The sequence below is a fragment of the Candidatus Nealsonbacteria bacterium DGGOD1a genome, assembly GCA_022530585.1.
GTDB lineage: Bacteria > Patescibacteriota > Minisyncoccia > Minisyncoccales > UBA5738 > UBA5738.
Genome location: CP092821.1, coordinates 459,807 through 472,077, shown reverse-complemented (window position 1 = coordinate 472,077; position 12,271 = coordinate 459,807). Strand labels below are relative to the sequence as shown.

General features: G+C 45.8%; 14 protein-coding genes and 3 tRNA genes. All 17 read right to left on the bottom strand.

The window, feature by feature from the left end; translation table 11 throughout:
• Positions 1-36: 36 nt before the first annotated feature.
• The 17 genes from L7H18_02325 to nusB all read right to left on the bottom strand — a co-directional run bounded on the left by L7H18_02325 (position 37) and on the right by nusB (position 12,243).
• Complete coding sequence (locus L7H18_02325; protein ID UMX48356.1) at positions 37-741, bottom strand: ABC transporter ATP-binding protein; 705 nt, start codon at positions 739-741, stop codon at positions 37-39.
• Positions 742-781: 40 nt separating this feature from the next.
• A complete protein-coding gene (locus tag L7H18_02320; GenBank protein UMX48355.1) occupies positions 782-2,395 on the bottom strand; it encodes an efflux RND transporter periplasmic adaptor subunit in 1,614 nt (537 codons plus the stop codon).
• A 509-nt stretch (positions 2,396-2,904) separates the two neighbouring features.
• On the bottom strand, positions 2,905-3,300 hold the full coding sequence (locus L7H18_02315; GenBank protein UMX48354.1) for a hypothetical protein: 396 nt from the start codon (positions 3,298-3,300) through the stop codon (positions 2,905-2,907).
• Between the two features lie 45 nt (positions 3,301-3,345).
• Entirely contained in the window at positions 3,346-5,844 is a 2,499-nt protein-coding gene (locus L7H18_02310; GenBank protein ID UMX48353.1) for a DUF87 domain-containing protein, read from the bottom strand.
• A gap of 69 nt (positions 5,845-5,913) precedes the next feature.
• Positions 5,914-6,096, bottom strand: coding sequence for a hypothetical protein (locus L7H18_02305; protein ID UMX48352.1), 183 nt, complete (start codon positions 6,094-6,096; stop codon positions 5,914-5,916).
• Positions 6,097-6,373: 277 nt separating this feature from the next.
• The gene (locus L7H18_02300; GenBank protein ID UMX48444.1) at positions 6,374-6,634 is read right to left on the bottom strand and encodes a four helix bundle protein; all 261 of its coding nucleotides are present in this window, start codon (positions 6,632-6,634) and stop codon (positions 6,374-6,376) included.
• Positions 6,635-6,879: 245 nt separating this feature from the next.
• Positions 6,880-6,950: transfer RNA gene (locus L7H18_02295), tRNA-Trp, on the bottom strand.
• A gap of 204 nt (positions 6,951-7,154) precedes the next feature.
• Positions 7,155-7,316, bottom strand: coding sequence for a 50S ribosomal protein L33 (gene rpmG / locus L7H18_02290; protein UMX48351.1), 162 nt, complete (start codon positions 7,314-7,316; stop codon positions 7,155-7,157).
• A gap of 128 nt (positions 7,317-7,444) precedes the next feature.
• A tRNA-Thr gene (locus tag L7H18_02285) sits at positions 7,445-7,515 on the bottom strand.
• Between the two features lie 262 nt (positions 7,516-7,777).
• Positions 7,778-7,860 (bottom strand) — tRNA-Tyr (locus tag L7H18_02280).
• A gap of 395 nt (positions 7,861-8,255) precedes the next feature.
• Positions 8,256-8,951 (bottom strand): tRNA (guanosine(37)-N1)-methyltransferase TrmD, encoded by a 696-nt coding sequence (gene trmD, locus L7H18_02275; protein ID UMX48350.1) that lies wholly within the window; start codon positions 8,949-8,951, stop codon positions 8,256-8,258.
• A 203-nt stretch (positions 8,952-9,154) separates the two neighbouring features.
• Entirely contained in the window at positions 9,155-9,490 is a 336-nt protein-coding gene (locus L7H18_02270) for a KH domain-containing protein (GenBank protein ID UMX48349.1), read from the bottom strand.
• Positions 9,491-9,581: 91 nt separating this feature from the next.
• Positions 9,582-9,908 (bottom strand): 30S ribosomal protein S16, encoded by a 327-nt coding sequence (rpsP, locus tag L7H18_02265; protein UMX48348.1) that lies wholly within the window; start codon positions 9,906-9,908, stop codon positions 9,582-9,584.
• A gap of 320 nt (positions 9,909-10,228) precedes the next feature.
• The gene (locus L7H18_02260; protein ID UMX48347.1) at positions 10,229-10,456 is read right to left on the bottom strand and encodes a type II toxin-antitoxin system HicA family toxin; all 228 of its coding nucleotides are present in this window, start codon (positions 10,454-10,456) and stop codon (positions 10,229-10,231) included.
• Positions 10,449-10,667, bottom strand: a complete 219-nt coding sequence (locus L7H18_02255; protein ID UMX48346.1) for a type II toxin-antitoxin system HicB family antitoxin — start codon at positions 10,665-10,667, stop codon at positions 10,449-10,451. Before L7H18_02255 ends, L7H18_02260 begins: the two co-directional genes overlap by 8 nt.
• 315 nt (positions 10,668-10,982) lie before the next feature.
• A complete protein-coding gene (rnc, locus tag L7H18_02250; GenBank protein ID UMX48345.1) occupies positions 10,983-11,675 on the bottom strand; it encodes a ribonuclease III in 693 nt (230 codons plus the stop codon).
• Positions 11,676-11,799: 124 nt separating this feature from the next.
• A complete protein-coding gene (nusB, locus tag L7H18_02245) occupies positions 11,800-12,243 on the bottom strand; it encodes a transcription antitermination factor NusB (GenBank protein UMX48344.1) in 444 nt (147 codons plus the stop codon).
• Between the last annotated feature and the right edge of the window lie 28 nt (positions 12,244-12,271).

Here is a 12,271-nt window from a genome sequence, read left to right as displayed (position 1 = left end):
TGCGATTACGCAGAATAACGACCTCAAATACAAAAATTACAACAGCTTGCGGCCAAACGCGGTTTGTTCGTCCACCAATTGGCCGTCTTTAATAAAAACCCGCTGGTGACCGTAGGCGCCAATGTTATGATCGTGAGTCACCACCAAAAGCGTGCGCCCCAGTTTTTCATGGAAATCGGTCAATATCTCCATCACCTTTTTACCGCTCATCGAATCCAAATTACCCGTGGGTTCGTCGGCAATCACCAAGTCCGGATCATTGGCAAACGCCCGCGCAATCGCCACCCTCTGCCGCTCGCCGCCCGAGAGCTCAGCCAGCTGATGATCCGCCCGATGTCCCATATTGACTTGTTCCAACAGCTCTTGCGCCCGCTTTCGGCGTTTTTCTTCAGACAAACCCTGAAAAATCATCGGTAATTCCACATTTTCCCAGGCCCGAAGATGGTTAAGCAAATTAAAATCCTGGAATACAAACCCAATGGTTCTCCCCCGCAGTTGCGCCAATTCGCTTTCCATCATTTTAGCCGCGTCAATTCCCTTAACCAAAAGCCGGCCTTTGGTGGGAATATCCAAAAGGCCGATCATATTCAAAAGCGTGGACTTGCCCGAACCGGACGGCCCCATAACCGTCACAAAACCGCCGGACATAATTTCAAGGCTGACCCCTTTCAGAGATTGCACCTCGGTCTTGCCCAGCTTGTATACCTTCCAAACATTTTCAAGTTTGATAAGCGGCTCCATACAAAAAAATTAATTACCAATTTGAAAATTGAAAATTGTTTTATGGAATAATCACCTCCTGCCCCTCGCTCAATCCCGAGACGATCTCCGCCATTCCCTTTGATTTGATGCCGACTTCGACATTTGCTTCCTGCGGCCGGCCGTCATCTTCCAATATCCGGACAAAATAGCCGTCATCCTGATTTTTTTGCAACGCGGTTTCCGAAATTTGCAGAACATCTTCTTTGAAAGCGGTGACAATCACGATGTCCGCGGTCATTTCCGGTTTCAGTCCCTGCGGCATTTCATCGAAAGCGATCTTGGTGGGGTAATAAACCACGCCGTTCACCAGTCTGCCCGCCGGATCGATCGAAAGCACGCGGCCGGCGAAAACCTTGTCGGGAATCGCCGCCGGCGATATTCGCACCGGATCGCCGATTTTCTCTTTCACCACATCTTCTTCGTATATGTCGACTTCCACAGTGTAAGGATCGGCGGGAGCTATCGCCACCAAAGCGCCGCCGGTTATCATCGAAACCGTTTCTCCGATTTTGCCGTTCACTTCGGTGATCTGGCCCGCGACCGGCGCGACCAACCGGCTGTCGCTAATCTGAAGGTTCAACAGATCAATCTGCGCCCGCGCTTGAGCCACCTGCGATTCCAACACGCCCACATCTTCGGCGCGCGGCCCGGCCACGGTTTTCGCCAGCTGGCCGGCGGCGGTTTTCAGCGCCGCATCGGCGGCATCAACTCCGGCTTGCGCCGAATTTACCGCCAAATCATTGGCCGCTTTCTGCAAAGCGATGACTTCCACCGCGGAATTAAAGGACGCTTGAGCGGACACCATATAACCAATGTGCAAATCCAGAGTGTCTTTATAGGTTTGTTCCACGGCATCGCGCCACGGCGTTTTTTCACAGATCGCGCGAATGCTTCGCAACCTGCTCTCAATGTTCGCCAGTTGAACCTTGGCCGCGGCAAAAACCGGATCCAGAGAAACATCGCCGGCGTTTAATTGCGCTTCCCCGGAATAATTTTTAATCAGCGCGATTGCCACATCCATTTTCTGCACCGCGTCCCAAACCGCGATCGAATCATCGTCGCGCGGCGTGAAATGGGTTCTCTGCAAAAGATCGGAAAAATTCCGGCCGTTATAGGCTTTGATGTAAGCCGAACTCAACGCGCTGCCGGCATCTTTATACGCGCTGTTCAATTTTTGCCCGGCGTTGTTTTGCGCATCGACCAACGATTGTTCCGCGCTGGCCAGAGCGCTTTGCGCCGCCCTCACCTGACTTTCGATAATGCCGATATCTTCGGTTGCCGCGCCTTTCCGCAATTTTTCCAATTGCAGATTATAAAAATCAAGATTGGCGCGCGCCTGCGCGAGTTGAACTTTCAACTGGCGGCTGTCCAATTCGGCCAAAACATCGCCCGCGGAAACTTCCTGGCCTTTGGCCGCATTTATACGATCGATCGTTCCCGAATTTTTGAAACTCAAATTAACCGTGTCTCCCTTTTTTACCGTACCGGTTTCGGCCACCTCCTGCGTAATCGCCCCGCGGATAACTTTCTCGGTTTTATAAACCGTCTCTTTAGGTTTCAAACTTGCGTACGCCGCATACGCCGCGGCCGCGGCCAACAGCAAAATTATAAGAAATTTTTTATTGAATTTCATAAGCCATATTTATTACTATATTCTAGCTCATAAAAAACAAATTGAATACCCTTTGCGTTGGACATCCACCTCCTCGCCGAAACGCCGCGTGGAGTCTATCCCTGTCGCCTGTCCCGAGCATTCCCAAGGGATAATCGGAAAGATTTGCCTCTTCATAAAAATATCTCGCGAGCTTTAACGGAATTTCAAAGGTCCCTTGGGATTCCGCCGTCAACGAACAATAAAAAATATATTTTCCAAATGTATTTCGTCGAGCGGGGTATGAACCCCGCACGACGACCAAAGGGGGCACCCCTTTGGAATCCTCTTGGTGCACCCCGGGGCAAAGCCCCGAGGTATTGCACTCAATAAAAAAATACATTGATGCCGGGGTATTAACCCCGCCATCAACCAAAGGATGTTTCCCTTGGAATCCTCATTCTTTTTGTTCCCCGCGGCGAGCTGGCAAGATATAAAAAATTGAAACAAAAACCGGAGATTTGTTTTTCTCCGGTTGTCAGAAAGCCTCCTTACCGGCGGTCGCGATCTTCGGTGACGCGGTCGTGGATCGCGTCGACGATATCGGGAAAATTTTTCAGATATTTTTGCTCCATTCCTTCAATTATCTTTTGGGTTTCAGCCGTATCGATTCCCGCGGCCAGCACGGCTTTGGAAAATTTTGAAATTATTTTTTCTTTTTGGACATCGGCGTCAAGCGCCGGCGCTTGGCTTTGGCCAACGCTTGATCCTTTGGCGCCCGATTGTTCGATTCTATCGCGCATCGCCCGCGCGCCGTCATCTTTTCTTTCTATTTCAATCACGGTTTCAAAGCCTTTCTCGGTCATTTCGATTTTGGCTTCGTTTTTTTCAACGGCCGCATCGGCCGGCCCGGGAACTTCCGGCAATATCGGTTTTTTGTCTGCCATAGATTTGATAAGTTAAAACATAAACACAAAATGCGAAACGCGAAACTACAAACGCGAAACCGTCGGCAAAGCCGCGGCGGCGGCGTAACTGTGCCGGCGCGCGGTGATTTCATTTTCCACTTCCTCGCGGTCGCGGCCTTCCTTGAGCGCGTAATATTCCTTGATATCGGCCATACGCTCGCGGTCTGATTTGTTGGGCGGATAGGTTTTGATGTTGAACGGAGACGACACCTGTCCGTTGATAAGCATACGGACATAGGCATTATAATTCTCAATCCGGTTCAAATCCTGGGCGTTAAAAATTGGCGCGAACTGCTTGGCTAAGAATTCCGAATCCTCCACCCCCGCGCGAAACGATACGATCGTGCCCACATTGCCAAAAACGCTGTCGCGGATCTCGTCTTCCAGCTGGCCGATGAATTGATGGGAAATCGTCAGATCCAATTTGTATTTGCGCGCCTCGGATAAAATCGTGGAAATGCTATCGGTGGCAAAATTTTGAAACTCATCCAAATACAAATAGAAATCCTTGCGCTCGGATTCGGCTATGTCCACCCGCGAAAACGCGGCGATGGTCAGCTTGCCGGTGATAATCAATCCCAGCAGCGAACTGTTGATTTCGCCCAAACGCCCTTTGCTCAAATTAACCAAAAATATCTTTTTGCCGTCCAGAATCTCGCGGAATTTGAATGTGCTCTTGGTTTGGCCGATAATGGGCCGCATATAATCATTTGAAATAAAGGTATCGAACTTCGAGGTGATGTAGGGCACCATATTTTTTAAAGATGCTTCCCCGCCCGCGGCCTCGGCTTGCTTTTCCCAAAATTCTTTCACCAAACCATTGCGGCATTTAGCCAAGAGATAATGCCGGAATTCCTTGTCGGACAAAACTTTGGGCACTTCCATCAAAGTGAAAATTTCGCCCGGATCGTCCATCAACAGCATCAAGGCGTTGCGCGCGTATTGTTCAAACATCGGCCCGCCGGTGGCTTTTAAATCATAGAGTTTGTCGAATATCTTCATAAACTCATTGATAATGAAAGTTTTCTGTTCGGGAAACTTGGGGTCGTATTCCAGCATATTCAAACCGATGGGATGTTTGAGGTTGGCCGGATCAAAAACCACCACATCATCAAGCCGTTCATTGGGGATTTTGCCCAAAATGTCGTCAATCAGATCGCCGTGCGGATCAAGGATGCCCACGCCCGCGCCGGCAAGAACATCCTGCTCGATTAAATTCGACAAAAAGGCCGATTTGCCCGTGCCGGTCTGCCCGATAACATATAAATGCCGGCGGCGGTCGGGCGCGGCCATATAAGCGTCTTTTTTCTCCCCGCGGTATTGGTTGAAACCCAACAGCAAACCTTCGGAATTCATATTGAACGGCGCGGGCGCGGTTTTGGAATTCAGCACTTTGATATTCGGGGTTTTCAAAAGCGGAGTGGGAAAATGGTAAATACTGGCCAGCTCTTCGGAACTTAGAACCGAAACATGGCCCGGGTTAAAACCGCGGAATATGTAATCGTTCAAAAGACCGGCCGCCGCGCGTCCTTTGGCGGCGACGATATTGAATTTATTCAATTCCGGACCGGAAAATTGGTCAAAAGCGCCTGAAAGCTGGTTGAAAACATCCTGGCCGCGAACCTCGTCCTTGATCGAAACCACGATGCGGATATTAACCGCGAAATTGTGCTTGGCCATTTTGCTTTCCATCTGCTTGGCCAAATCATTATCTCCTTGAAGCATTTGCGTTTGGCGCTCTTCGTCTTTTTTGGGACTGCCGAAAAACGCTTGCCATAACCCCGTGGCATTCCGCGCTTGATAAAATGTTTTCCCCTGCCGCATCAGTTTCAAAATTTCCCGGCCGCGTATTTGCCAATTATCCGAAGTGTTGCGCAAACAGATTTGCACCGCCGCTTCTTCATGTTCGGCCAGTTTGGTAAGGGTATTGGTGATGCTCGACAACGGATCAACTTCAATGTAATTAAAGGTTTTTATCGGCAAATATACCGACTTGGCGGTTTTTAAATAACCGCAATAAACTTTTTCTTTATAACCGAAAATGTTGAAATCGTCCGACCGCTCGATCTGGGCGTCCGAATAAATGCTGTTGATTTTCTTTTCCACGAAACCGGCGTACTTTTTGGGAACCGCCGCGAAGAAACAAATCTCACCCTTGATCTTGGCCACTTCCAGCGCGATCCACGGTTTGAGCGAGAACATTCCCGCGGGCTTGAGCGAAATCATATTGGCATAGAAATCCTCCATCACCTTGATCCAGTCTTTTTCCTGTTTGCCCGCCTGTTGGATTTCCTCCGCCGATTTGTGCGGTATTTTTATGGATAGCAAAACCAAATCCATAGCCATCCGGAAACCATCGCGCTTCCGCTTTCTTTTGTAACCCCAAAACAACAGCCCGAAAACGCACGCCGAAATTCCGGCCGCGCCAAAATACAGCCACTCGGTCGGCCAAACCGCGGCCTTATCCGCGGCCGCGACCACTTTGGCCAATCCAAAATCAACATAATTAGTTAATCCCTCCATTATTGGATTTTACCCCATCTTGCCTGAAAATCAAAAAACGCGATTATCCGCGCGATCAATACCGGCGGATCATCGTTTCTTTCCGCCCGCCGGCGCGAAACCCTTTGGATACTCTCGGGCGTTGCGAATACTCTTAATCTTATCGAATATTTTTTCGTTGCCGCCAACCAGCTTGAAATCCGTAAAATTATCGATTTGCCCGCACATTGAAGCCAAAAAATCATCGATGATCGCGTTTTCCTCTTTGCCCATCTTGGGCGCCGAATAATTTAAATTTTTTCATTATACCACAATTTTTTATCCGCGACGGAAAAGCAAGAACAACCGCTCGCCGGGACGCGTATTCCCGTATTTTTAGGCGGCTTTTCGTTTGCTTACTTTGAATTACGAAACGCTTCAACAGTATTTGGATTTAATGGTTTCGTAATTCAAAATACTTATTCAGGTTTGGTTTTTCCGGCGAAAAATCTGCTGGATATATACAAGACTGACCTCGGCGAGCTTTTTGCAATGTGTGGACGGACCCGGATCATTTTTGGCTGTTTATCAAACCCAGAATCATTTTAGAAAGGATTTCGAGCTTTTGATAAAAATAGCTAAATCTTTCTTTGGGGATCTGGTTTTCGTCCAGGATTAATTCCATTAAGGAAACACATTCATAGACCGAACCGCGGGAGATAGTATAGAAGTTTCGCTTGTCGGCTTTGGAGAATTTGCCGCTACCCTCGGCGATATTGATGGTTATGCTGATGGCGGCACGCTTTAGCTGGTCGCGGATATAAGAATCGATTTGTTTGTTGGCAGATAAAAATAAAAGAACCTCCTTGTTGAGTTCCTTTGATTTGCGGTAACCTCCGGGTTTTCGAAATCAAACATAAGTTAAATAAATCAAAATGCGAAATGCTTGTAATTAGTGTGTGTAATTTGTAGTTTGGGAAGCGCCTTTCGCTTTGATGATATATAATCCCTCCTATTCCCCAATTACTAAGTGCCAACTACTAATTACTGCGACTGAAGCGCCGCGAAAGTCGCTTGCGGGGGCGCCTGGATTCGAACCAGAGACAAAGATTTTGGAGATCTTTATGATACCACTTCACCACGCCCCCTTTATTGCCGAACGGCAATAATTATTTTTTCAGTATAACAAACTTTCTTGGCTTGCCAAGTTTTTAACTTTTCAAAATTTTCAATTGCCAATTGCCAATTTCCAATAGATTTTTAATGGCTCAATTTCCAAAAAAATCGCGCCATTTGACATTGTCCCGCATCGCGGGATCCCGCCAAGCGGGAGAAATTTGGTATTGGACATCTTATTTTTTGATTTCCTTGTGTTTGGTGCGCTTGCGCTCGATCTTGCAAAACTTAACCAATTCCAATTTGCCTTCCATGGTTTTGGATTTGTGGCTGCGATAATTAATGCTCTTGCACGAAGCGCACTGAAGCTTCACGAACGGTTTCTTTTTTGTGGCCATAATTCAAATTAAAAATGTAAATATCAAAGATTAAAATGGCAATGTAAAATGTAAAATTTTGGAATTGATTGATTTTAGACTTTACACTGCCATTTTTAACTCTGATTTTTAAATTTTACACTTCTTTGAGCCAGGACCGAGAATCGGACTCGGGTATTACGCTTACCATGCGCACGCTCTGCCACTGAGCTATCCCGGCATTTATTTTAAGTTGTCAATCATTCCGCAAACAATATCGCCTCGCCCATTGATCTCTTGGCAATCTTATATTTTCTCAACCAATAATTTATTTTATTTTCCGAACAATTTAAAATTCGCGAAACCTCAAAAACTGACTTTTTATCCTCTGAATATATTTTTTTAAGAATGGCGGCTGTTAGTTTCATAAATGATTGATTTTATTATAAATCATTTATGCATAATAGCAAACCAACTCCTATAGATAACATTGGTCTATAGTGTGGGCTGGAAGGGATTTGCACCCCTGAAGGCGTAGGCCACCGCGTTTACAGCGCGGTCCATTTGACTACTTTGGTACCAACCCGCGGCAAATTTTTTCAAAATTTGCAATAATTAGTAATTGGTACTTGGTAATTAGTAAATGGTAAAAAATTTTATATGACTGATAAAAAATTTGCCGCTCCTAACTACAAATTACACACACTAATTACAAGTATTCTCATCCATTTTTCAACACGAATACAGTATACCGTTTTTCAATAAAAAAACAAGGCTTGATGGCATCAGTTATGAACAGTTCTGCCATCACGCCCAATGTGAACAAATTCCAAGGAATTAACCTCGCCGCAATTATTGCACTCGAGATTCTTCCCATCTTTCGACACGGTCATAGTGTCGCCGCATTTACTGCAATCTACCGCATCCATTTTAATCAATTTATTAGTAACAAAAAATAGATAAAAAATCAATTTCCAATACCTAAATAATGGTTTTGCCGTGTTTCTCCCGCCAAGCATTGATAACTTTGGGATCGCCGCGAAGCAGTTCCTTGGGGACTTTCCATTCGATTCCTTTTTTAGGGCTGTAAACTTCCGGCCGGGTGTATTGCGCGCTCTCGAAAAAACCTTCTTTGCCGTTGCGCTCCTTTAAAAATTCGGGTTTGCCGATCACCCCCGGGATCAAACGGCTCACGGCTTCGGCGATAACCATTGCCGGCAATTCCCCGCCCATCAAATCATAGTCGCCCGCGCTGACTTCGATGGTGGCGATATTTTTGGCCACCCGTTCATCCACGCCTTCGTAACGGCCGCAAATAAAAACGATCTGCTTCATTTTCGCCAGTTTTTGCGCCATTTTCTGGTTGAATTTTTTTCCGCGGGGCGTAAGCATGATTATGGCAACGCCCTTGTCGGTTGGTTTTAATTTCTTGCCCGCCGCTTTTAGCTTGGCCGCGCTCGCAATCGCCTTGTGCCACACATCAACTTTCATCACCATGCCAAAGCCGCCGCCATAAGGGCTGTCATCGACGGTATGATGTTTATCAATCGCGAAATCGCGCAAATTATGCGTTCTGATTTTCAAAAGCTTCTTTTCAACCGCCTTCTTGAACAAAGACTCCTCAAAATAAGGCTTAACGATATCGGGAAAAATTGTAATAAAATCAAAAGCAATCATAAAATTTAATTTTCAATTTTCAAACTCCAATTTTCAATCAATGTTCCAAATTCCAATGCCTCAAACAAAATTCGGATTCGCATTTCGTTTGGTTCATTGAAACATTGAAAATTCATTGATAATTGAAAATTGGAGTTTGAAAATTATTCTGTAAAAAAGAAAGCCCCTCGCTTTCGGGCTCGGGGTTTTCTTTTGATTGTGATTTAGAACTTAAGGTCATCGACTTCCTCATCCGGCGCCGCGGGTTTTTCCCCGCCTTCCGCCACATGCGGGACGCGCCGCCCGCCTTCGGGCTCCTCAATCTTGAGGTTCACGCGCGCGTGGTTTTTGAGACCGATGATCCTGACCAAATTCCTGATGGCTCTGGCAGTGCTGCCGTTGCGGCCGATAATTTGGCCCATATCTTCGGCATTCACTTTCAGCGACAAAAGAACGCCCATCTCGTCAACCGTGCGGTTGACAATGACATCCTCGGGATGATCCACCAGCGACTTGATCAAGAATTCAAGAAATTCGTGGTCAACAGTTTTTTTCTCCATAATATCGTTCATTCAAAAAATGTAACATTTCGACCTTTCCGGCTGCGATATATCAATTATATCCGAAGGCAAAACCAAATGTCAAATTTTTTTATGCGGCCGATTTTGGAGCCGCGGCCGGAGCCGCGGCCGCCGCGGTTTCGGTTTTCTTGGGTTGGGCGTGCACCGCGATCTTTTTGCCTTTGATCACTTTTTGCGAAACAAGAATGTTGTTCACGGTCGGCGAAGGCTGGGCGCCTTTTGAAATCCAATAGGTTATTCGATCTTTATCCAGCTTGATCTGTTTGATAACGCGGTTGACGGAACCAACCTCTTCGCAAAATTTTCCCGCGGCCGCGGATGTCCGCTTGTCCACCACCACGATTTTAAACGACGGCTGGTTGGTCTTGCCGATACGATGCAGTCTTATGGTTAACATAGTCTATTTATAGAGATTTATATTACCCGTTATATATAACACAACTTAACGCTTTTTGCAAATTTCAAACTTGTGATTATCCAGTTCTTCCGAAAATCAAAAATATATTTTCCAAATGTATTTCGTCGAGCGGGGTATGAACCCCGCACGACGACCAAAGGGGGCACCCCTTTGGAATCCTCTTGGTGCACCCGGGGCAAAGCCCCGAGGTATTGCACTCAATAAACGGATCAAAAACCATCCTCTCAAAACACAGAGGCCTTAAATCCGCGATCGATAAGCATCAATGTCAATATTGCCGGGGAAAACTGAATAGTTGCTCAAATTTTGTTCAAAAAATCTTTTATTTCCACTTGCGCCAAATCCAAAGCCCCCTTGAATGTTCCATAAGATAATTCTCTGTGAAGCGGTACAATTGTGATAATCTCTTTCCGTTCAACAACCCTTTTCAATTTCACATGACTTCCCTTTTGGGAAACAAAATTGAAACCAAAATCGCGGCACAAAATTTTTATCACAACCTTGCCCGAAAAAACTTTTTTAGGCATATTCCAATTCAAGAGTGGAAATTAAAGGATCTTTTTGGGATAAATACTTTTTGCTATCCGGATTGTCTTCCAAATAAAGTTCAACCGCTTCTTTGATGTTTTTTCGCGCTTCTTTTAGAGTTTTGCCTTGGCTGACCACTCCCAATTCCGCGCAACGAATCACAAACCATTTCCCTTCTTTAATTGTAATTAATGTAAATTTGTAACTCATGTCAATTTAATAATAATTTATATCCAATTTGTTTATTTATATTGCCCTATTTTCCCGCCTTTTGTCAATTTTTTAGGCATCGCTCATAATTATCCTTGCGCAAGAAGGAAATTATTTCATTATGTAAATTTTGCGATAGCAAAAAATACATAAATTCTTTGAATTACGAAACTCCCAACGAAGTGTTAAAAGCGGAAAATGTCCTTGCCTAAAACAAAACCAAAAAATCCCGCGCGAAGAAGGCTAGGGAAAACAAAAGTGCGGTTTGCCGAGGTCGCACCTTAAATACGAATATAAAATCAAAAAACTCAAAAATCAGCTCCAGCCTTTGGCTTCCAACGCGGCTTTGGCGGTTTCTTCTTCGGCTTCTTGTTTGGAATAACCGCCGCCTTTGGCTATCAGTTCGCGGCCCAAGTAAACGCCGACCAGAAAAAATTTGGCGTGATCCGGGCCTTTTTCTTCCAAAACCTGATAAGTGGGCGTCACCTTGGCCTTTTCCTGCGCGACTTCCTGGAAGCGCGACTTGGCGTCGCGGTAAAGTTCCTGCTCGATAATTTTGGGAAGCTCCACCAACAAATATTTGGCGATAAAATCCCGGCACGCGGCATAGCCATGATCAAGATACAGACTGCCGATGAACGCTTCGAAAGTGTTGGCCAGAATATATTGCCGCGATTTACCCTCTTCCTTGGCTTCGCCCCTGGACAAAAGCAGAAAATCGCCAAAACCGATTCTTGATCCGGCCGCCGAAATAGTTTTCGTGTTCACGAGCGCGGCGCGCCAACTGGTCAATTTGCCTTCGGATTCGCCGGGGTATTCGGCATAAAGATATTCCGTGGACGCCAGCTCAAGCACCGCGTCGCCCAGAAATTCCAACCGCTCGTTATTCCCCAAATTAACTTGAGGATTTTCGTTAAGGTATGACCGGTGAATAAACGCCTGCGTCAGCAAATCCTTATTTTTGAAAAAAATACCCAGTTTGTTCTCAAGTTCGCTAAATTCTTTCATTATCAAAAGTTGAAAATGGAAAAATCAAAGATCAAAATGACAATGTAAAACCATAAAATGTCTAAATTGCGACATTTTAACATTTTAATTTGTCATTTTACATTTTGATTTTTCAATTTTAAATTTAAACAACATCCCCAACGGCACGCTCTTTATCGTTCGCATCGGCCAATTCGGGATTCGCGATCAGCATTTCTTTATAGATCGTGCCCAGAACCCCGTTCACGAACTTGCCCGAACTTTCCCCGCCGAAATTCTTGGCCAGTTCAATCGCCTCGTTGATAGCCACTTTGGGCGGCACCGCTTTTTTATCTTCATACAAAAGCTCGAACAATCCCAAACGCAAGATATTCCGATCCACCACGCTGATCTGATCAATCGGCCATTGCGGCGCGGCTTTTTCGATTACTTTATCCAAGCTTTCCATTTTCCCGACCACTCCGGCGATAAGATCGGAAGCGAATGTTTTTTCCTCCAGCCCGGGCCCGAATTCATCCAGATTTCTCTGTAAGATTCCGGCCAGATCGCCCGACTTGCCGTAAAAATCCCATTCAAAAAGGGATTGCATTACGATTGAACGAGTGAGGTGCCGTGAA

Excerpts from the sequence above, each read along its gene's own strand:
- L7H18_02325 (UMX48356.1), bottom strand. The coding sequence starts at position 741 with ATGGAGCCGCTTATCAAACTTGAAAATGTTTGGAAGGTATACAAGCTG.
- L7H18_02320 (UMX48355.1), bottom strand. The coding sequence starts at position 2,395 with ATGAAATTCAATAAAAAATTTCTTATAATTTTGCTGTTGGCCGCGGCC.
- L7H18_02315 (UMX48354.1), bottom strand. The coding sequence starts at position 3,300 with ATGGCAGACAAAAAACCGATATTGCCGGAAGTTCCCGGGCCGGCCGAT.
- L7H18_02310 (UMX48353.1), bottom strand. The coding sequence starts at position 5,844 with ATGGAGGGATTAACTAATTATGTTGATTTTGGATTGGCCAAAGTGGTC.
- L7H18_02305 (UMX48352.1), bottom strand. The coding sequence starts at position 6,096 with ATGGGCAAAGAGGAAAACGCGATCATCGATGATTTTTTGGCTTCAATG.
- rpmG (UMX48351.1), bottom strand. The coding sequence starts at position 7,316 with ATGGCCACAAAAAAGAAACCGTTCGTGAAGCTTCAGTGCGCTTCGTGC.
- trmD (UMX48350.1), bottom strand. The coding sequence starts at position 8,951 with ATGATTGCTTTTGATTTTATTACAATTTTTCCCGATATCGTTAAGCCT.
- L7H18_02270 (UMX48349.1), bottom strand. The coding sequence starts at position 9,490 with ATGGAGAAAAAAACTGTTGACCACGAATTTCTTGAATTCTTGATCAAG.
- rpsP (UMX48348.1), bottom strand. The coding sequence starts at position 9,908 with ATGTTAACCATAAGACTGCATCGTATCGGCAAGACCAACCAGCCGTCG.
- L7H18_02260 (UMX48347.1), bottom strand. The coding sequence starts at position 10,456 with ATGCCTAAAAAAGTTTTTTCGGGCAAGGTTGTGATAAAAATTTTGTGC.
- L7H18_02255 (UMX48346.1), bottom strand. The coding sequence starts at position 10,667 with ATGAGTTACAAATTTACATTAATTACAATTAAAGAAGGGAAATGGTTT.
- rnc (UMX48345.1), bottom strand. The coding sequence starts at position 11,675 with ATGAAAGAATTTAGCGAACTTGAGAACAAACTGGGTATTTTTTTCAAA.
- nusB (UMX48344.1), bottom strand. The coding sequence starts at position 12,243 with ATGCAATCCCTTTTTGAATGGGATTTTTACGGCAAGTCGGGCGATCTG.